This window comes from Stappia sp. 28M-7, assembly GCF_014252955.1.
GTDB lineage: Bacteria > Pseudomonadota > Alphaproteobacteria > Rhizobiales > Stappiaceae > Stappia.
In genome coordinates this window covers 2,211,851-2,230,879 of the sequence record NZ_JACMIA010000001.1, presented here as the reverse complement: position 1 = coordinate 2,230,879, position 19,029 = coordinate 2,211,851, and the positions used below count along the sequence as shown (strand labels likewise).

Here is a 19,029-nt window from a genome sequence, read left to right as displayed (position 1 = left end):
CTCCGCCGGCTCGCCCTGGCGAGCCCGGCAGATCACATCACACGTCGAGATCGCCGCCGACGGGCATCTCGAAATGCGCCAGAATGTCCGCCTCGGTCACATCGGCCAGATCGGCCGGCGACCACTTCGGGGCATTGTCCTTGTCGACAATCACCGCGCGCACGCCCTCGTAGAAGTCGGCGCCCTGGAGGATGTGGCAGACGATGCGGTATTCGAGGCGCATGCACTCCTCGAAGTCGAGGGTCGCACCGCGGCGGAGCTGCTGGAACGCAAGCATCACGCTGGTCGGCGACTTGGACCGAATTGCGGCCGCCAGGTCCCCGGCCCAGGCGGCATTCGGGTCGCCCGCCTTTGCGGCGAGCTCATCGAGCGCCTGCAGGATCTCGGCAACAGAACCTCGGCCGAAAACCTCAGAAATCGTGGCTGCACGCGCGGCAAGCGGGGCCTCGCCAGCGTCGTGACGGGCTGCATAGCGAGCAATCGTGCCGTCGATATCGTCGGCTTCGGTGAGCTCGCCGGCCAGAGCTTCCATGTCGCCGGAGGCGATGCCATGGGTCAGAATGCCGGACCACAGGGCGTCCGCCTGCTTGAGCCGCCCGGCCGAAAGGGCCGCCATCATTCCGCTTTCCTGCGGCATGCGCGGCAGGAACCACGAGCCGCCGACATCGGGAAAGAAACCGATGCCGGTTTCGGGCATGGCGAAAGTGGTGCGCTCCGTGCCGACGCGGTGGCTGCCGTGGACGGACACGCCGACGCCGCCGCCCATCACGATCCCGTCGATGAGGGCGATATAGGGCTTGGGGAAGCGCTTGACGCGGACGTTGAGACGGTACTCGTCGCCGAAGAACTCAGCCCGCGTCGGATCGCCCGACATTCCCTGATCGTAGATCTTGCGGATGTCGCCGCCGGCGCAAAACGCGCGATCGCCCGCTCCGCGCACGATCACATGGTGCACGGCGTCGTCGGTCGCCCAACGCTCCAGCTGGTCGATCATCTCCAGCACCATGCCGCGCGTCAGCGCATTGAGCGCCTTGGGACGGTTCAGTGTCACAACGCCGGCACGGCCGATCCGCTCAAACAGGATCTCGGGTTCGCTCATCAAGTATCCTCAACAAATTCGCCAGAACTCTCATCTTATTCCAAACGGCGAAGGAACATTGCGCGCAAGAATACGGCCGTCCCGTCAATCCTTCAGAAGGTCCCTGGCGATGATCACACGCATGATCTCGTTGGTACCTTCCAGAATCTGATGCACGCGGACGTCACGCAGATAACGCTCCACCGGATAGTCACGCAGATAGCCGTAACCACCATGCAATTGCAACGCCTCGTTGACGACGGAGAAGCCCACATCGGTCGCCATTCGCTTGGCCATTGCGGCCATCCGGGTCGCATCCGGCGTCTTCGCATCGACCAGCGTGGCGGCCTTGTGGAGCAACAGGCGAGCGGCCTCCAGCTCCGTCGCCATGTCCGCCAGACGGAATTGCAGCGCCTGGAATTCGGCCAGCGGACGGCCGAACTGCCGGCGCTCCTTGAGATAGGCGATGGAGCGATCGAGACAGCTCTGCGCCGCGCCGAGCGAGCAGGCGCCGATGTTGAGGCGCCCGCCGTCGAGGCCCGCCATGGCGATGCGGAAGCCCTCGCCTTCCTCGCCGATCCGGTTCGCCACCGGCACCCGGCAATCGGAGAAGTTCACCTGGGCGGTCGGCTGGCTCTTCCAGCCAAGCTTGATTTCCTGAGCGCCGAAGCTGAGGCCCGGCGTGTCCTTCTCGACCACGAGACAGGAGATGCCCTTCGGTCCCTCCCCGCCGGTGCGCACCATCACCACATAGACGTCCGACGCGCCGCCGCCGGAGATGAACGCCTTGGAGCCGTTGAGAACGTAGTGATCGCCGTCAAGCGTAGCGCGGGTACGCAGGCTCGCCGCATCCGACCCTGATCCCGGTTCCGTCAGGCAGTAGCTTGCGAACCGCGCCATCGAGGACAGATCGGGCAGGAACCGCTCGCGCTGCTCCTGCGAGCCGAAGCGGTCAATCATCCAGGCGGCCATATTGTGGATCGAGATATAGGCCGCCGTCGAGGTGCAGCCGGCTGCCAGCTCCTCGAAGATCACCGCCGCGTCGAGCCGCCCGAGACCCGAACCGCCGACGTCGTCGCCGACATAGATCCCACCAAAGCCGAGCTCGGCCGCCTTGCGGAGCGTCTCCACCGGAAAGAACGAGTTCTCGTCCCACTCCCTGGCGTGAGGCTCCATCTCGTCGCGCGCGAACTGGCGAGCGACATCCTGAAACGCACGCTGGTCTTCCCCGAGCGCAAAATCCATTGTCAGCCTCCTCCCAGAGCCGTGTCGCGGCACGAGGCCGCACAGCCCCGGTCTTCCCGACGGTAGATTGCTGGATTATCCAGCCCCCGGGCCTGCGTCAATCCGGCCAAGGGTTGCAGCCTCCGGCAGGCTTCCGATTGGCACCGTCACAGTGGTAGGGTCCGACCAACCCGATCAACACCCCTGCAGGGAAGTTCAGATGACCGCTCACCATCGCTCCAACCCGACCACCAAGGCCCACGATGTCGACAGCATCGTCGGGGGGCGTCGCATGCGCCGCAACCGCCGCACGGACTGGTCGCGCCGGATGGTGCGCGAGAACACGCTGACGGTGGACGATCTGATCTGGCCGCTGTTCCTGACCGAAGGAACCGGCGTCGAGCAGCCGGTCGCTTCCATGCCCGGCGTCATGCGCTACAGCGTCGACAATATCGCCCGCCAGGTAGAAGAAGCCGCCGAGCTCGGCATTCCGGCGATCGCACTCTTCCCCAACACCGATCCCTCGTTGCGCGATGCCGACGGTTCGGAAGCTCTCAACCCGGAAAACCTGATCTGCCGCGCCTGCCGCGCCATCAAGGACACCGGCCTGCCGATCGGCATCGTCACCGATGTGGCGCTCGATCCCTATACCAGCCACGGCCATGACGGCCTGATGAAGGGCGAGACGATCCTGAACGACGAGACGGTGGCCCAGCTGGTGGCACAGGCGCTGCTGCAGGCCGAGTCCGGGGCCGACGTCATTGCTCCGTCCGACATGATGGACGGACGTATCGGCGCGATCCGTGCCGGTCTGGATGCCGCCGGCTATCGGGACGTCCAGATCATGTCTTACGCGGCGAAATACGCTTCCGCCTTCTACGGTCCGTTCCGCGACGCGGTCGGCACCAACACGACACTGATCGGCGACAAGCGCACCTACCAGATGGACCCGGCCAACAGCGACGAAGCGCTGCACGAGGTCGCGCTGGACCTAGAGGAAGGCGCAGACATGATCATGGTCAAGCCCGGCCTGCCCTATCTCGACATCATCCGCCGGGTGAAGGACACGTTCGAGCGTCCGACCTTCGCCTACCAGGTGTCCGGCGAATACGCGATGATCATGGCCGCAGCCGGCAATGGCTGGCTCGATGGCGAGCGCGCCATGATGGAAAGCCTGATGGCCTTCAAGCGCGCCGGGGCGGACGGCGTGCTGACCTATTTCGCTCCGCGCGCGGCGCGAAAGCTCAAGGGTCTCGACTGACCCGGCTGCGCCCCGGCACCAAGCGCCTCAGGGTAAAATCTGAGGCCCGCGCGGCGGGCGCGCCATGAGGCTCGCAAGATCCTCCAGCGCCCGCCGATAGACATCCTCGCCGGCAACGCTGCCAAGACACAGGCGCACCGCCTCCGGTGCGCCGCGCGGCTCGACCGCAAAGAAGCGCGCCGGCGCCACACGCACGCCGAGCGCTTCCGCCTCTGCCGCAAAAGCGTCGGCAGTCCATCCACCCTCAAGGTTCAGCCAGGCAAGCCCGCCCCGCAGCGCCTCCGGCTTCAACTGCGGGAAGAGTTCGTGCGCGACTGCAGCACGCGCCGCGATGCCCCCTCGTATCCGCGCCAGCCGGGTCTCGAACCCGTCATTGGAGAGGATATGGGCGGCGGCCCGCGTCAGCAGTGGCGACACCATCAGGCTGAGCGCGTTCTCCACCGCGAGGATCTGGCGGGCAAGCGGCCTCGGCGCCGCAACGAAGCCGACGCGCAGGATCGGAGCCACGCATTTGGAAAGGCCGGTAACGAGGACCGTGCTGTCGGGAAGAATGCCTGACACGCCGATGCGCATGCCCTCCTCCGCCAGAAAGTCGTAGATCCGGTCCTCGACCACCACCACGCCATGGCGTGCGGCGACCTCGGCGAGTTCCTCGCAGCGCCGAGCGGACATCCGTCGTCCGGTCGGATTCTGCGTCGACGGCATGAGAAAGACGCAGGCGATGTTGGAGCGCCGGCACAGAGCCTCGAACGCCTCCGGATCCATACCCTCGTCATCCATCCTCACAGGATGGAGCCGCGCGCGGGCAGCGCTCGCCGCGCTGATTACGCCCGGATAAGTCAGCGTGTCGCAGGCGATCCCGCCGCCATTTTCGGTCAGCGCCAGAAAGGTGGAGGCAATCGCCGCCTGGGTGCCCGCCGTCACGACGATCCCGTCGGTACTCAGCTCTCCACCCTGCCGACCGACAAAGCGCGCCGCAATGTCCCGGATTTCCCCGTCCTCTCCGGCTGTGAGATAGGCAAGAGGCATCTCGCCGCGGGCGAGCTCCGCCTGAGCCACAGCCAGGGCTTCACCGATGAGGGACGAAGCATCCTCGATGAGGAAGCTGTTGACCGCCAGATCGGCGATCCCTCCGGCAAGCCCGGCGCCGGGTTGGGGAAAGGCCAGTTTTCGGTCGCCGGCTGTAATGAATGTGCCGCGCCCCACTTCTCCATGCGCGAGACCGGCAAGTTCCAGTGCCCGATAGGCGCGCGCGACGGTCCCCGGCGCGCAACCGAGCTTCCACGCAGCTTCCCTGATCGGCGGAAGACGGTCACCGGCGGCGAGAACACCGCGCTCGACGCACGAGCGCAGATGCGCCTCGAGCGAGCGCACGGTGACCGGTTCGTCGAGGCCGGAGGGAATGTCGGGCAATATTGTCACAAGAACAATGTTACGATTGTAACACGCATTGTTTCAAGCCAATTCTGCTGGCGAAACACAATCCGCGGCCACGTCGGTCGCCCTGATGAAGTCGCTGCCAGATGCCCTCCGATCTCCTGATGCCGATTGCCCAGTTCGGGTTGCTTGCCCTTTTCGTCTCCGCCATGGTCGGTTCTCCCGGCCCCGCGAACATGGCCCTGATGGCGAACGGCATCTCCTTCGGCGCGCGCCCTGCCGTCCCGTTCATGCTGGGTCAGATGTCTGGTTTCCAGGTCATCTACTGGCTGAACGTCGCCGGGCTCTTCGCGCTGCTGAAGAGCGCTCCGGAGGTCTTCGAGGTCCTTCGGCTTCTGTGCCTCGGGTACATCCTTTATCTCGCCTGGGTGATCGTCCGGAGCCCGGTGCGCGGAGGCGTCAAGGTCGACCGCATCCCCGGCTACGGCCGCGGCTTCTGGGTGCATCCACTAAATCCGAAAGCCTATGCGATGCAGATCGCCGGCATCAGCCAGTTCGTCTCCGCAGAGCGCTACTTCGCGGATGCGCTGGTCCTATCGCTGACCTTTCTGTGCCTCGGCGGCTGTCTGAACGGCTTGTGGCTGCTCGCCGGAAGCTGGCTACGCAGCAATGCTGGTGGCACCAGACTGCTCAACGCCCTGCGCATCGCTCTGGCCGGACTGATGGTCGGCTCCACCATCCTGAGCTTGCAAATGATCCCTGCTTGATGGCAGTTGAGCGGACCTTTTCCGCAGTGCCAGGCCCTTCCGATGCAGGTTTCCCTCGATACGATCACCCAGGCCGCAACGCTTATCGAGGGGGCGGTGATGCGGACCCCGTGCCTGCCCGCCCCGAAACTGTCCCAGCTGACGGGCGCCGAGGTCTTCGTCAAATATGAGAACCTGCAGGTCACCAATGCGTTCAAGGAGCGCGGCGCCCTGGTGAAGCTGTCGTCGCTCTCGGAGAGCGAACGCAGGCGAGGTGTCATCGCCATGTCGGCCGGCAATCACGCACAGGCCGTCGCCTATCACGCCGCCCGCCTCGGCATTCCCGCCACCATCGTGATGCCGGAGCCAACCCCTTTCGTGAAGGTGGCCGCAACACGCAGCTATGGGGCGCGCGTGGTGCTGGCAGGCGAGGTTCTGGCCGATGCGCAGGCCGAGGCCGAACGCCTTGCCGAAGAAGACGGCCTAGTCTGGGTCCATCCTTATGACGATGCCGCGATCATTTCCGGCCAGGGAACGATCGCGCTGGAAATGCTCGACGACCAGCCCGACCTCGACTGCCTCGTTGTTCCTGTCGGTGGCGGCGGACTGATCTCCGGCATGGCGGTCGCGGCGAAGGCGCGAAAACCCGGCATTGAGATCGTCGGGGTCGAGGCAGCGCTTTACCCTTCGATGATCGGGGCCTTGCGAGGAGAAGCCGTCACCTGCGGCGGGGCGACCCTTGCCGAGGGCATCGCCGTCAAGAATGTCGGGCGCCTGACGCTTGAGATCGTTCGCGAGACCGTAGACAACATTCTTCTCGTCGACGAAGCCACGCTGGAGCGTGCGGTCAACGCCTATCTGACCCGGCAGAAGACGATGGCAGAGGGCGCGGGCGCTGCCGGCCTCGCCGCCCTCCTCGCCTATCCGGATCGCTTTACGGGAAAACGCGTCGGCCTCGTGCTGTGCGGCGGCAATATCGACCCTCGGCTGCTCTCCTCGATCATGGTGCGCGAGCTCGCGCGCGAGGGACGGCTCTTGTCGATTCGCATCACCACCGCAGATCGGCCGGGCATCCTCGGCGAGATCTCCACACTTATCGGCCGGCTTGACGGCAACATCCTGGAGGTCTCCCATCATCGGCTGTTTCTCAACGTGCCGGCCAAGGGCACGACGCTGGACGTCACGATGGAGACCTACGACCCCGACCACGCGGGCAAGATCCTGTCCGCACTGGAAAAGGCCGGACACTCGGTGCGCACGCTCGATCTTGGAGAATCGCGCATCTGACACGGCGTTGCTCGGCACGTTTCCTGCGGCATTTGACATGGACAGTGATCGTCACCACCTGCAATGTCAGCAAGGAGCAACGAGCGCATGCAGGACCGGAACGCACAGGGCAGCGACGAGATGAACGAGGCACGCAGCACACACGGGCTCGACCCGCGCCTGTTCGACAGCGTGCGGACCAACCGGATCGTCGCCTTTCTGATCGACGCGGCGGTCATCATCGCGCTGACACTGGCCGGCGGCCTGCTCCTGCTGTTTCTCGGCCTCTTCACCTTCGGCCTAGGCTGGCTGCTGTTTCCTATTCTGGGCCCTGGAGTGGCCCTCGCCTATGTGGGCTTCACCCTGGGCGGGCCGCACAGCGCAACTCCCGGCATGCGCGCCATGGGGCTGACGATGCGGATGCTGGACGGCCGCAGGCCGGATATCCTGATCGCGGCCATCCACGCGTTGTTTTTCTGGTTCTCCGTCAGTCTTCTGACGCCGCTCGTTCTTCTGGTCAGCTTCTTCAATGCGGAGAAGCGCCTGCTGCACGACATCGTTCTCGGGGTCGCGGTCGTGAACCGCGGACGCGCAACGGATTGACCGGAATTTCCTGCCCGCAAGCAAAACCATTTCAGGCGACGAGCGGTGGATGACCCCTTTGCCGCTTTGCTTAAGCCCCTCGGCCCGTTAAAAAAGCACATGGCGCACGCTGCGCCGCACGCGCCCGTGCGCGTCCCGACCGAGGAGATGGGCCCGACGCATGCTGCTTGCCGATCCCGCGATGCTGCTGACCTTCGTGGTGATCGTGATCACCGTCGTATTGTATGCGATGGAACGCCTCGCGCTGGAGGTCGTGGCGCTCGGCTCCGTCGTTGCCTTTCTGCTGATCTTCTCGTTTTTCCAGCCGGCTGACCCGTCCGTCACGATCGGCGCGTCCGAACTGCTTTCGGGCTTCGCCAATCCTGCCCTCGTCACCGTGACCTGCCTGCTGATCGTCGGCCAGGGCCTGTTCCAGACAGACGCGCTGGAAAAGCCCGCCAAGATCATCGTCGACGCCACGCGAAAGCGGCCGGTGCTGGCAGCCATGCCGATCCTGATCGCCGTGGCGGTGATCAGCGGCTTCCTGAACAATACCCCCGTCGTGGTGATGTTCCTGCCCATCCTGTCGGCAGTCGCGGCAGCCCAAGGCAAGCCGGCCGGCCGCCTGCTGATGCCGCTCTCCTTCATCGCCATTCTCGGCGGCATGACGACGCTGATCGGTTCGTCCACGAACCTCTTGGTAGCCGATGTCGCCGCCCGTACGAGCGACGTCCGGCTCGGCTTCTTCAGCTTCACCGGCATCGGCGTCATCCTGGCGAGCGTCGGCATTCTCTACGTGCTGTTCGTCATGCCGTTCCTGCTGAAGCCCCGCCGCTCCATGGCCGAGGAAATGCAGGTCTCGTCCGGCAAGCAGTTCATTGCGCAGATCAGCATCACCGCCGGACATCCGCTCGAGGGCGTCACCTCTGTCGCCGGCCTGTTCCCGGCCCTCAAGGATATGACCGTACGCCTGGTGCAGCGCGGCGAACGCCCGATCCTGCCGCCATTCGAGAATGTCACCTTGATGCCCGGCGACACCGTGATCGTCGCCGCCACTCGCAACGCCCTCACAACCGCCCTGTCGCAGCGCCGCCCGTTAATGGCGACGGAAAGCGACGAGCCCTCGGACATCGAGACATCCGCGCCGCAGCGCTCGCTCACCCTGGCAGAGGTGGTGGTTGCACCCGCCTCGCGCCTGTCCGGCCGCACGATTGCCCAAAGCGGCTTTCACAGCGAGACGGATTGCGTGGTGATGGGCGTGCAGCGGCGCTCCCGCATGCCGCGCATGGCGATGACAGAGATCCGCCTTGAGCCCGGCGACGTGCTGCTGGTGGCGGGTCAGTCCACCTCCATCCAGAAGCTGCGGACGAACCGCGACGTTCTCCTGCTCGACTGGTCGGCGGCGGAGCTGCCGCCACGACGCCTGGCGCCGAGAGCGCTGGCGATCTTTGCCATCATGGTGATCGTGAGCGCCGCCGGCATCGTTCCGATCGTTACCGCGTCGATCGCGGCGACCTTCGCAATGGTGATGTCCGGCTGCCTCAACGTGCGGCAGGCGTTGCGCGCCGTCGACAGCCGGATCTTCATGCTGATCGGCGCATCGATTGCCGCGGCGACCTCGCTCGAGGTCACCGGCGGAGCCAAGACCATCGCCGATCTTCTCGTCATGGTGCTGGACGGCCAGCCACCGATGATCATGCTGTCGGCACTCTTCCTGCTCGTGATGCTGCTGACCAACGTGCTGTCGAACAACGCGACCGCCGTCCTGTTTACGCCGATTGCCGTGAACATGGCGGTTCAGAGCGGCATGCCGGTGGAAGCCTTCGTGACCTGCGTGATCTTCGCCGCGAACTGTTCCTTTGCAACGCCGATCGGTTACCAGACAAACCTGATCGTGATGGGGCCCGGCCACTACCGGTTTTCGGACTTCATCGTCGCGGGAACGCCACTCGCCTTGCTCCTATGGCTGACTTTCACTTTTGTCGCGCCCATATATTATGGATTCTCGATGCTCTGAGACGCGCTGAGCGGGAAGGACGCACTTGACGCGACATCCGACCGACACACCGCAATTCTATCTGACGGCGCCCTCGCCCTGTCCCTACCTGCCCGGCAAGCAGGAACGGAAGGTCTTCACGCATCTTGTGGGATCGCGGGCGCAGGTGCTGAATGACGTTCTGACGCAGGGCGGGTTCCGGCGGAGCCAGAATATCGCCTATCGGCCAGCCTGCGAGAATTGCCGCGCCTGCATCTCGATCCGGGTGCGGGTCGACGATTTTCGCTGGACCCGCTCGTTCCGCCGTCTGTGGAAGCGCAATGCCGATATCGTCGGCTCGACCAGCGAGCCCGCGCCCTCCTCCCAGCAATACGATCTCTTCCGCCGCTATCTTGATGCACGCCATGCCAATGGCGGCATGTCGGACATGACCGTTCTCGATTACGCGATGATGATCGAGGACACGCATGTCGAGACCATGCTGGTGGAGTATCGAAAGCGCGGCCCCGACACGTTCCTCAACGGCCGTGGCACGGGGCCGTTGCTCGCCGTAGCGCTGACCGACCGGCTGAGCGATGGCCTGTCGATGGTCTATTCCTTCTTCGACCCGGAAGCGCAGAGCCGCAGTCTCGGCACCCACCTCATTCTCGATCACATCGAGCGGGCCCGGGCGCTCGGGCTGCCTTACGTCTATCTGGGATACTGGGTGAAGGGCTCGCCGAAGATGGACTACAAAGCCCGCTACCAGCCGCAGGACCACCTGGGCCCGCGCGGCTGGTTTCCCGCATCTTCCCCCGACGACGATCCGGCCGACTGACGGGCGCCCGTCAGGATCCGCGGGCGTCCACGTGGGCGCGCACGGCGGTGAAGACATCGCGGAACATTTCCCGCGTCAGTCTGCCCGTGTTCGTGTTGTACCGGGAACAGTGATAGCTGTCGAAAAGCGTGAGGTGCGGGCTCAGCTCATGCCGGACATTGTGTCCGAAGGCATGGGCAGCGCGACGCATTCCGAGGGCCGACAGCGTCGCATCGTGGGCGATGCGGCCGAGAGCCACCACCGCGACCAACGAAGGCAGCGTTTCGATCGTCTGCGTCAGATAAGGCAGACAAGTCCGGATTTCCGGTCCAGTCGGCTTGTTCTCGGGCGGCACGCAGCGCACGGCATTGGTGATGGCCGCATCGATCAGTTCGAGACTGTCATCGGGACGGGCTTCATACTGGCCGCGCGCGAAGCCGAAATCGACAAGCGTCTCGTAGAGCAGGTCGCCGGCATAGTCGCCGGTAAAGGGGCGCCCCGTACGGTTCGCCCCTCTCAGCCCCGGCGCCAGCCCGACGATCAGAAGACGCGGATCAGGAGCCGCGAATGTCCGGACAGGTGCATTGTACCAGTCCGGCTGTACCGCCCTGTGGGTCTCGCGAAACGCCACGAGCCGCGGACAGGACGGACAATCTCTTGCCGGGTTGGGCAGATGAAGCACGTTCACCAGCCTCTCAATAATCGTCGTCTTCGTCTTCTTCCACGTCGTTGCGACGCGGAGCAGGACGCGGCGTGCGCTCCGCCGGATCGCGACCGACCTTCTTGGTCAGCGTGGCGAGATCGATGAAGTGATCCGCCTGGCGCCGCAGGTCATCGGCAATCATCGGCGGCTGGGTCTGCAAGGTGGACACGACGCTGACCTTGCGTCCCTTGCGCTGCAGTGCCTCGACCAGCGGCCGGAAATCGCCATCGCCGGAGAACAGCACGATATGGTCGACATGCTCGACGATCTCCATGGCATCGACAGCCAGTTCGATGTCCATGTTGCCCTTGATCTTGCGGCGGCCGGCCGAGTCGACAAACTCCTTCACCGGCTTGGTCACAACCTTATAGCCGTTGTAATCAAGCCAGTCGATCAAAGGGCGAATCGACGAATATTCCTGATCTTCAATCAGTGCGGTATAATAATATGCTCTCAGGAGATATCCGGTCTTCTGGAATTCCTGAAGAAGCATCTTGTAGTCGATATCAAACCCGATACTGCGCGCAGTGGAATACAAATTGGCGCCATCGATAAACAACGCCACCTTCTCTCGCGGGTCGAACATTTCGTAGAATACCTTTCGTTGCAATGCAGGACGATCGACGGCCCCGGAAAGAAAACGTCATCCGGGAAAATATCTAGAGTTGCCTCTCAACACGGGTTCGCCCACCGCGTTATGAGATTAAGGCATCACTCCACACCGTTTTCGGATCGACCTACAAGCCGGATTTCCATCCGGTTTCCGTGCCCAAGAGATGCAATCCTGCAAGCATCCCATTGTTTTTGCTTTGGGCGGCACACACGACCGCCTTTGAGTATTTCCACCTACACCATTTTACCACGCAACGGCAACTGAGCTTTGGCAGCTTTCGCGAAGGAGTCTACAGGAAATCATGGCGAAATTAGAAACGTGATTAAAAAACAAAACTGTAGCGTGACATCGCGCAAGGCTTGCGTCTTGCGGTGCAACACAGTACATATCGCCGCTTGCTGATAACAGTTTAAATGGAGCATACCCATGGCACGCGTGACAGTCGAAGACTGCATCGACAAGGTCGAGAACCGCTTCGAACTGGTGCTGCTTGCGAGCCATCGGGCGCGGATGATCTCGAACGGTTCGCCGCTGACCATCGATCGCGACAACGACAAGAACCCTGTCGTGGCGCTGCGCGAGGTCGCCGAACAGACCGTCAGCCCCGAAGATCTGAAGGAAGATCTGATCCACTCGCTGCAGAAGTATGTGGAGGTGGACGAGCCGGAGGCCGATGCTGTGCCGATGGTTCCGAACACGTCTTCGCAGAATCAGGGCGGCACCGAGGTCAACGCGGTGGACGACAGCTCGGTCGAATTCGACCGCATGTCCGAAGAAGACCTGCTGCGCGGCCTCGAAGGCCTTGTTCCGCCGGAGCGCAAGGACGATATCTGAACGGAGACGTCCGGCGGCACCCGGCCGCCGCACGACGTCGTGCGGTCGTCCTGTCGCGGCGTCCCCTGGGACAGCGGCACTGGCCGGCCGCACCGATGTGTGAGGCGTTTCCGCAATGATGCGGCAATACGAGCTGGTCGAGAAAGTCCAGCGGTACAATCCGAACGCCGACGAGGCGCTGCTCAACAAGGCCTATGTCTATGCCATGCAGAAGCATGGCAGCCAGAAGCGCGCCTCGGGTGACCCCTACTTTTCCCACCCTCTCGAAGTGGCCGCGATCCTGACCGATCTGCGGCTCGATGACGCGACCGTTGCCGTTGCCCTGCTCCACGACACGATCGAGGACACGACGGCAACCCGCGACGAGATCGACCGGTTGTTCGGCCCGGAAATCGGCAAGCTCGTCGACGGTCTCACCAAGATCAAACGTCTCGATCTGGCCTCCAAGAAAGCCAAGCAGGCGGAGAACTTCCGCAAGCTGCTGCTCGCCATCGCCGATGATGTGCGGGTCCTGCTGGTGAAGCTTGCGGACCGCCTGCACAACATGCGCACGCTCCATCACATGCCGGAGCACAAGCGCGGGCGGATCGCCGAAGAGACGATGGAAATCTATGCGCCGCTCGCCGGGCGCATGGGCATGCACGACATGCGGGAGGAGCTGGAGGACATCGCCTTCAGGACACTCAACCCGGATGCGTTCGCGACAATCACGGACCGGCTGACGGCGCTGCGCGAGAAGAACAAGAGCCTGATCACCGACATCGAGCACGACCTGATGTCGCGGCTAGAGGAGCGCGGGATCGCTGCTCTAGTCAAGGGACGCGAGAAGCGGCCCTATTCGATCTTCCGCAAGATGCAGTCGAAGTCGATAGCCTTCGAGCAGCTCTCCGACATCTACGGCTTCCGCGTCGTCGTCGGGACCGTGGAGGCCTGTTACCGGGTCCTGGGTGTCGTGCACACGACCTGGCCGGCCGTGCCCGGCCGCTTCAAGGACTATCTGTCGACGCCCAAGCAGAACGACTACCGCTCGATCCACACGACGGTCGTCGGCCCGAGCCGCCAGCGCGTGGAACTGCAGATCCGCACCACGGCGATGGACCGCGTCGCCGAGTACGGCATCGCCGCACATGCGCTCTACAAGGATGGCGAACTCGGCGGACGAAACATCAACAAGCTCAACGACGAAAGCCGCGCTTACGAGTGGCTGCGCCGCACCATCGAGCTTCTGTCGCAGGGCGACACGCCGGAAGAGTTCCTGGAGAACACCAAGCTCGAACTCTTCCATGATCAGGTGTTCTGCTTCACTCCCAAGGGCAGGCTGATCGCCCTGCCCCGCGGCGCAACGCCCATCGATTTCGCCTATGCGGTTCACACGGACATCGGCAACACCTGCGTCGGCGCCAAGGTCAACGGCCAGATCATGCCGCTGGTTACCGAGCTTCGGAACGGCGACGAAGTCGACATTATCCGCAGCCAGGCGCAGACCCCGCCTCCGGCCTGGGAAACGATCGCGGTCACCGGCAAGGCGCGCGCGGCCATTCGCCGCGCCACACGCGAGAACGCCCGCCAGCAATACGGCTCGCTTGGCCAGCATATTCTGGAACGGGCTTTCCGCCGCGCCGGACATGCCTTCAGCGAGGAGCGGCTCGAAGGGGCCCTGCCGTCGTTGGGGTATGGCAGCCTTGCAGACCTGCTGGCCGCGGTCGGCCGCGGAGAAATTCGCGCCCACGAGATCGTCTCGGCCCTGCATCCGGACTATCAGGACGACCGCCTGCCCAACCAGCTTCAGGCGGGCGAGCCCGGCTGGTTCGACCTGGAAGCCGGCAGCGGCATGAAGTTCCGCATTCCGGATGGAGAAGAGACGCGAAACGGCGCCAGCCCGCTCCCCATTCGTGGCCTGTCCGGGGACCTTCCCGTCTCCTTCGCGCCCGACGGCGGCGCGGTGCCGGGAGATCGCATCGTCGGCATCCTTACACCCGGCGTCGGCGTCACCATATATCCGATACAGTCGCCTGCCCTGCAGGCGTTCGAGGACGAGACGGACCGCTGGCTGGATGTCCGCTGGGACATGGCCGGAGACAAGCGCGAGCGCTTCCCGGCCCGGATCAATGTGTCGGCGCTGAATGAGCCAGGTTCACTTGCCACCATTGCCGCGGCCATCGCGGAGCTGGGTGGCAATATCGACAATCTGAAAATGCTGCGGCGGGCTGCTGATTTTCACGAAATCCTTATCGATCTTGAGGTATGGGATTTGAAGCATCTGAACCGCATCATGAATCAGCTCAGGACACAGGCGAATGTGTCCAGCGTGACGCGCGAGATCGGTTGACCTGCTCCACCCTTGCCGACGGGCAGACAGAAGGAATTGAAGACCAGGCATGCTTTTCAAACGCCGTGACAAGCCGACCCATCTCGAGCGTTTGCGCGTTGCCGTGTGGCCTCGCCACAGTTTTGCGCGCTCTGCCCGCTACTTCTCAAAGCGGGTGCTGCGGCTGACTGCGAGCCCGCACGCGATTGCCATGGGATTTGCCGCCGGCGCTTTCGCCTCGATCACGCCTTTCATCGGTCTTCACTTCCTGCTCAGCTTTGTCATCGCCTTCATCGTCGGCGGCAACATGGTGGCGGCAGCGCTCGGCACCGTGGTCGGAAATCCGCTGACCTTTCCGTTCATCTGGGCCTCGACCTACAAGGTCGGGTCCATGATCATCTACGGCGAGGCAAAGGAGCTCGACCATCGGGCCATCGACAAGCATCTGGACGGTGGCTTCCTGGAAAAGTCGCTCGACACGCTTCTGCCCCTGATCAAGCCGATGCTGGTGGGAGCTGTCCCCCTCGGCCTGCTCACGGCGACATTCTTCTATTTTCTGGTGTTCTACAGCGTCCGCGCCTACCAGCGCACGCGCCGCCAGAAGCTTTCCTCCCGCAAACTCCCCGGCGCCGTAAAGGGGGCTGCTCGCGACGCCGACGCGTGAGGCTTGCAAGCCCGCCATCGCATGACGGTTTACCGTTGAAGGCTGGACGTCGAAGCCACATAGTGGCGCTCCATCGCCTTCCTCCGGCTCTCCCAGCCGGTCTTCCCGGGAGCTCTTCATGACCAGTAAGCGCCTGCGTCTTGGCGTGAACATCGATCACGTCGCAACGATCCGCAACGCCCGCGGCGGCCGCTTCCCCGACCCCATTCGTGCAGCACATCTTGCGGCCAAGGCCGGTGCGGACGGCATCACCGCGCATTTGCGCGAGGATCGCCGCCATATCTCCGACCACGACATCGCCCGGCTCAGCCACGAGATCGACCTGCCGCTCAACTTCGAGATGGCGGCCACCGACGAGATGCTGAAGATCGCCCTCGAAGCGCGCCCGCATGCCGCGTGCATCGTGCCGGAAAAGCGCGAGGAGCGCACGACGGAAGGTGGGCTCGATGCCCGCGGTCAGCATGACCATCTTAAGCCAATCATTGCCGCACTTCGCGACAAAGGTACGCGCGTGTCGCTGTTCATCGAAGCAGACAAGGCACAGCTGGATGCTGCCGCCTCACTGGGCGCACCTGTGGTGGAACTGCATACCGGCCGGTACTGCGACCTGCACAATGACGGCGATGCGGAGGGCGCTGCACGTGAGCTCGTGCGCATCCGCGAGGCGGCGCAGCACGGCACATCGATCGGCCTTGAGGTTCATGCCGGCCATGGCCTTGCCTTCGACACGGTCGAAGGCGTCGCCGCCATCCCGCAGATTGCCGAACTCAACATCGGTCACTTTCTGGTCGGGGAAGCAATCTTCATCGGGCTGGAGGCCGCGATCGGCGAGATGCGCCGCCTGATGGACAAGGCAAGAGGCGACTGACCCGCAACCGGCGCGGCTTGTTCGCGCCGCGTTCATCGCTCCGCAACACGAATGCCTTTGCATTGCGTCAATTCGGGCGAGCCGGTACAAGCCTTGGAGACAAGGCGGAATCCTCTCCTCGAACCTGGACGGTCTTCAGCGGAAGCCCGACTCGGGCGAGATTGCATGCCAAAAGTGCTGCAGCCGGCAGGCCGGCACCGGACAGTGACCGTCACGAAGGAAAAAATGAGCGTGTCCGACGAAAACAAGAGCAAGGAAGGCGGCCTTTACGAGACAGTGAAGGTGCTTGTACAGGCGCTTCTGCTGGCCCTGGTGGTGCGGACGCTGCTGTTCCAGCCGTTCAATATCCCCTCCGGCTCGATGATGGATACGTTGCTGGTCGGCGACTACCTGTTCGTGTCCAAATACAGCTACGGCTATTCGCAATATTCGTTTCCCTACGGGCTCGTTCCGATTGAGGGCCGCATCTGGGCGGCCGAGCCTGAGCGCGGCGACGTTGCCGTCTTCAAGCTGCCGAAAGACACGTCCGTCGACTACATCAAGCGGGTGATCGGCCTGCCGGGCGATGAAATCCAGATGATCGACGGCGTGCTGCACATCAACGGCACGGCAGTCGAGCGCACGCAGATCGACGACTTCATCACGACCGACCAATTCGGCAACGTGCGGCGCGTGCCGCGTTTCCGCGAGACGCTGCCGAACGGCGTATCCTATGACACGCTCGACCTGACGCCCCGGGGCACCTGGGACAATACCGGCGTCTACAAGGTCCCGCCGGGACACTATTTCATGATGGGCGACAACCGCGACAACTCGACCGACAGCCGCGTCCTGTCCGCGGTCGGCTACGTTCCGTTCGAGAATTTCGTCGGCCGTGCCGAGATGCTGTTCTTCTCGGTCGACGAAGACGCCTCCGCCTGGATGTTCTGGAAGTGGCCCTGGACCGTTCGCGGCAGCCGGCTGTTCAAGCTGCTTTGAGCCAGGTGGCCTAGAGATCCGAACATGACCTCCGATGTCCAGAAAAAGGCCGAGGCGCAACTGCAGAGGCGCCTCGGCCATGATTTTCGTAACAGCGAGCTCCTGACGCGCGCCCTCACCCATGGCAGCGCCACCGCGCGCAGCGGGCCGGCCACCAGCTATCAGCGGCTGGAGTTCCTCGGCGATCGGGTGCTCGGGCTTGCCGTCGCCACCATGCTGCACCGGAGCTTCCCCAAGGCCGAGGAAGGCGAACTGGCCCGACGGCTGAACCAGCTGGTGCGCAAGGAAACCTGCGCGGAAGTCGCCAGGGACCTGAAGCTCGGCGATGCGATCCGCCTCGGCGAAAGCGAGGCGCAGACCGGCGGCAAACGCAAGATGGCGATCCTTGCCGACGTCTGCGAGGCGGTCATTGCGGCCGTTTATCTGGACGGCGGCCTCGAGGCGGCGCAAACTCTGATCGAGGAGCACTGGGGACCGCGCATGACCGGCTACAATGGCCCGCTGCGCGATGCCAAGACCATGCTGCAGGAATGGGCGCAAGGTCGCGGCAAGGCCGCCCCGCGCTACATCATGACGGAGCGCAGTGGTCCAGACCATGCGCCCAGCTTCACCGTTCAGGTGGAGATCGACGGATACCAGCCGGCAACAGGCACCGGCGGATCGAAACGGCTCGCGGAACAGCGGGCGGCAGAGACGGCTCTCCTGCGGGAAGGCGTCTGGACGGAGACGGATATCAAGTGAGCACCAGCGACCAGGCCCCGACCGAGGGCACCGGCATGCCCCCCGAGACGAACGAAACCGCCACCAGGGCCGGTTTCGTCGCGCTGATCGGGGCACCGAATGCCGGCAAGTCGACCCTGCTCAACGCCCTTGTCGGCGTGAAGGTCTCCATTGTGACCCACAAGGTCCAGACCACGCGCGCCCTCGTGCGCGGCATCGCCATGCACGAGGCTTCGCAGGTGATCTTCGTCGACACGCCGGGCATTTTCCGCCCGAAGCGCCGACTGGAACGCGCCATGGTCGACACGGCCTGGGGCGGCGCGCGCGAGGCCGATGTGGTCGCCCTGCTGATCGATGCGCGCAAAGGCATCGACGATCAGGTCACCAGCATCCTGGAGCGGCTTGCGGACGTGAAGCTGCCGAAGCTCCTGATCCTCAACAAGGTCGACGTCACCAGGCGCGAGAAACTGCTGGCGCTCGCGCAGAAGGCCAACGAGATCGTCCAGTTCGACAAGACCTTCATGGTATCGGCCGTGACGGGATCGGGCCTCGACGACCTGATGGAGGATCTGGCCGAGCGCGTTCCGCCGGGACCCTGGCTCTATCCCGAGGACCAGGCGTCGGACCTGCCGATGCGGATGCTGGCGGCCGAGATCACCCGAGAAAAGCTGTTCCTGCGCCTGCACCAGGAACTGCCCTACATGTCGACGGTGGAAACCGAAGCGTGGCAGCAACGCAAGGATGGATCGGTCCGCATCGAACAGACGATCTATGTCGAGCGCGACAGCCAGAAGATGATCGTGCTCGGCCAGGGCGGACGCACCATCAAGGCGATTTCACAGGCAGCGCGGGGCGAGATCGCCGAGGCCGCGGGCTGCCCGGTCCACCTGTTCCTTTTCGTCAAGGTACGCGAGAACTGGTCGGATGACCCCGAGCGCTACCGCGAAATGGGCCTGGAGTTCCCCCGGTAAAGCATACGAACCTTATCGCGAGCCTCTGGAGTTTACGCCTCTTC

The 19,029-nt window shown here is 63.9% G+C and carries 18 protein-coding genes; 13 read left to right on the top strand and 5 right to left on the bottom strand.

What is annotated here, in order from left to right; translation table 11 throughout:
* Window positions 1–37: 37 nt before the first annotated feature.
* Entirely contained in the window at window positions 38–1,099 is a 1,062-nt protein-coding gene (locus tag H7H34_RS09725) for an enoyl-CoA hydratase/isomerase family protein (protein ID WP_185925076.1), read from the bottom strand.
* Window positions 1,100–1,183: 84 nt separating this feature from the next.
* On the bottom strand, window positions 1,184–2,323 hold the full coding sequence (locus tag H7H34_RS09720) for an isobutyryl-CoA dehydrogenase (protein WP_185925075.1): 1,140 nt from the start codon (window positions 2,321–2,323) through the stop codon (window positions 1,184–1,186).
* 271 nt (window positions 2,324–2,594) lie between these two features.
* On the opposite strand from H7H34_RS09720, the gene hemB reads away from it, so the two are divergent.
* On the top strand, window positions 2,595–3,563 hold the full coding sequence (hemB, locus tag H7H34_RS09715; RefSeq protein ID WP_245165344.1) for a porphobilinogen synthase: 969 nt from the start codon (window positions 2,595–2,597) through the stop codon (window positions 3,561–3,563).
* Window positions 3,564–3,590: 27 nt separating this feature from the next.
* Here the strand turns inward: hemB and H7H34_RS09710 are convergent, their stop codons facing one another.
* On the bottom strand, window positions 3,591–4,985 hold the full coding sequence (locus H7H34_RS09710; RefSeq protein WP_185925073.1) for an aminotransferase-like domain-containing protein: 1,395 nt from the start codon (window positions 4,983–4,985) through the stop codon (window positions 3,591–3,593).
* A gap of 101 nt (window positions 4,986–5,086) precedes the next feature.
* On the opposite strand from H7H34_RS09710, the gene H7H34_RS09705 reads away from it, so the two are divergent.
* From H7H34_RS09705 to H7H34_RS09685, 5 genes are all read left to right on the top strand, one after another.
* Window positions 5,087–5,707 (top strand): LysE family translocator, encoded by a 621-nt coding sequence (locus H7H34_RS09705; RefSeq protein WP_185925072.1) that lies wholly within the window; start codon window positions 5,087–5,089, stop codon window positions 5,705–5,707.
* Window positions 5,708–5,749: 42 nt separating this feature from the next.
* Window positions 5,750–6,973, top strand: coding sequence for a threonine ammonia-lyase (locus H7H34_RS09700; protein WP_185925071.1), 1,224 nt, complete (start codon window positions 5,750–5,752; stop codon window positions 6,971–6,973).
* An 87-nt stretch (window positions 6,974–7,060) separates the two neighbouring features.
* A complete protein-coding gene (locus H7H34_RS09695) occupies window positions 7,061–7,555 on the top strand; it encodes an RDD family protein (protein WP_245165027.1) in 495 nt (164 codons plus the stop codon).
* 160 nt (window positions 7,556–7,715) lie between these two features.
* Window positions 7,716–9,551, top strand: a complete 1,836-nt coding sequence (locus H7H34_RS09690) for an SLC13 family permease (protein ID WP_185925069.1) — start codon at window positions 7,716–7,718, stop codon at window positions 9,549–9,551.
* A 25-nt stretch (window positions 9,552–9,576) separates the two neighbouring features.
* Entirely contained in the window at window positions 9,577–10,347 is a 771-nt protein-coding gene (locus H7H34_RS09685; protein WP_185925068.1) for an arginyltransferase, read from the top strand.
* Between the two features lie 10 nt (window positions 10,348–10,357).
* Here the strand turns inward: H7H34_RS09685 and H7H34_RS09680 are convergent, their stop codons facing one another.
* Both H7H34_RS09680 and H7H34_RS09675 read right to left on the bottom strand, forming a co-directional pair.
* Window positions 10,358–11,014 carry a uracil-DNA glycosylase gene (locus H7H34_RS09680; protein WP_371811375.1) on the bottom strand — a complete coding sequence of 219 codons (657 nt, stop codon included), beginning with the start codon at window positions 11,012–11,014 and terminating at the stop codon, window positions 10,358–10,360.
* 7 nt (window positions 11,015–11,021) lie between these two features.
* A complete protein-coding gene (locus H7H34_RS09675) occupies window positions 11,022–11,615 on the bottom strand; it encodes a LabA-like NYN domain-containing protein (RefSeq protein ID WP_120268078.1) in 594 nt (197 codons plus the stop codon).
* 453 nt (window positions 11,616–12,068) lie between these two features.
* Between H7H34_RS09675 and rpoZ the strand changes: the two genes are divergently transcribed.
* The 7 genes from rpoZ to era all read left to right on the top strand — a co-directional run bounded on the left by rpoZ (window position 12,069) and on the right by era (window position 18,985).
* Window positions 12,069–12,476 (top strand): DNA-directed RNA polymerase subunit omega, encoded by a 408-nt coding sequence (gene rpoZ, locus H7H34_RS09670; RefSeq protein WP_120268079.1) that lies wholly within the window; start codon window positions 12,069–12,071, stop codon window positions 12,474–12,476.
* Between the two features lie 115 nt (window positions 12,477–12,591).
* Window positions 12,592–14,805, top strand: coding sequence for a RelA/SpoT family protein (locus tag H7H34_RS09665; protein WP_120268080.1), 2,214 nt, complete (start codon window positions 12,592–12,594; stop codon window positions 14,803–14,805).
* 49 nt (window positions 14,806–14,854) lie between these two features.
* On the top strand, window positions 14,855–15,448 hold the full coding sequence (locus H7H34_RS09660; protein ID WP_120268081.1) for a DUF2062 domain-containing protein: 594 nt from the start codon (window positions 14,855–14,857) through the stop codon (window positions 15,446–15,448).
* A 118-nt stretch (window positions 15,449–15,566) separates the two neighbouring features.
* The gene (locus tag H7H34_RS09655) at window positions 15,567–16,316 is read left to right on the top strand and encodes a pyridoxine 5'-phosphate synthase (RefSeq protein ID WP_185925067.1); all 750 of its coding nucleotides are present in this window, start codon (window positions 15,567–15,569) and stop codon (window positions 16,314–16,316) included.
* 225 nt (window positions 16,317–16,541) lie between these two features.
* Window positions 16,542–17,294, top strand: coding sequence for a signal peptidase I (gene lepB / locus H7H34_RS09650; RefSeq protein WP_067214747.1), 753 nt, complete (start codon window positions 16,542–16,544; stop codon window positions 17,292–17,294).
* Between the two features lie 24 nt (window positions 17,295–17,318).
* Entirely contained in the window at window positions 17,319–18,035 is a 717-nt protein-coding gene (gene rnc / locus H7H34_RS09645) for a ribonuclease III (protein WP_185925066.1), read from the top strand.
* Window positions 18,036–18,070: 35 nt separating this feature from the next.
* Window positions 18,071–18,985 carry a GTPase Era gene (gene era / locus H7H34_RS09640; RefSeq protein WP_185926492.1) on the top strand — a complete coding sequence of 305 codons (915 nt, stop codon included), beginning with the start codon at window positions 18,071–18,073 and terminating at the stop codon, window positions 18,983–18,985.
* Window positions 18,986–19,029 lie beyond the last annotated feature (44 nt).

Excerpts from the sequence above, each read along its gene's own strand:
- H7H34_RS09725 (WP_185925076.1), bottom strand. The coding sequence starts at position 1,099 with ATGAGCGAACCCGAGATCCTGTTTGAGCGGATCGGCCGTGCCGGCGTT.
- H7H34_RS09720 (WP_185925075.1), bottom strand. The coding sequence starts at position 2,323 with ATGGATTTTGCGCTCGGGGAAGACCAGCGTGCGTTTCAGGATGTCGCT.
- hemB (WP_245165344.1), top strand. The coding sequence starts at position 2,595 with ATGCGCCGCAACCGCCGCACGGACTGGTCGCGCCGGATGGTGCGCGAG.
- H7H34_RS09705 (WP_185925072.1), top strand. The coding sequence starts at position 5,087 with ATGCCCTCCGATCTCCTGATGCCGATTGCCCAGTTCGGGTTGCTTGCC.
- H7H34_RS09700 (WP_185925071.1), top strand. The coding sequence starts at position 5,750 with ATGCAGGTTTCCCTCGATACGATCACCCAGGCCGCAACGCTTATCGAG.
- H7H34_RS09695 (WP_245165027.1), top strand. The coding sequence starts at position 7,061 with ATGCAGGACCGGAACGCACAGGGCAGCGACGAGATGAACGAGGCACGC.
- H7H34_RS09690 (WP_185925069.1), top strand. The coding sequence starts at position 7,716 with ATGCTGCTTGCCGATCCCGCGATGCTGCTGACCTTCGTGGTGATCGTG.
- H7H34_RS09675 (WP_120268078.1), bottom strand. The coding sequence starts at position 11,615 with ATGTTCGACCCGCGAGAGAAGGTGGCGTTGTTTATCGATGGCGCCAAT.
- rpoZ (WP_120268079.1), top strand. The coding sequence starts at position 12,069 with ATGGCACGCGTGACAGTCGAAGACTGCATCGACAAGGTCGAGAACCGC.
- H7H34_RS09665 (WP_120268080.1), top strand. The coding sequence starts at position 12,592 with ATGATGCGGCAATACGAGCTGGTCGAGAAAGTCCAGCGGTACAATCCG.
- H7H34_RS09660 (WP_120268081.1), top strand. The coding sequence starts at position 14,855 with ATGCTTTTCAAACGCCGTGACAAGCCGACCCATCTCGAGCGTTTGCGC.
- H7H34_RS09655 (WP_185925067.1), top strand. The coding sequence starts at position 15,567 with ATGACCAGTAAGCGCCTGCGTCTTGGCGTGAACATCGATCACGTCGCA.
- lepB (WP_067214747.1), top strand. The coding sequence starts at position 16,542 with ATGAGCGTGTCCGACGAAAACAAGAGCAAGGAAGGCGGCCTTTACGAG.
- rnc (WP_185925066.1), top strand. The coding sequence starts at position 17,319 with ATGACCTCCGATGTCCAGAAAAAGGCCGAGGCGCAACTGCAGAGGCGC.
- era (WP_185926492.1), top strand. The coding sequence starts at position 18,071 with ATGCCCCCCGAGACGAACGAAACCGCCACCAGGGCCGGTTTCGTCGCG.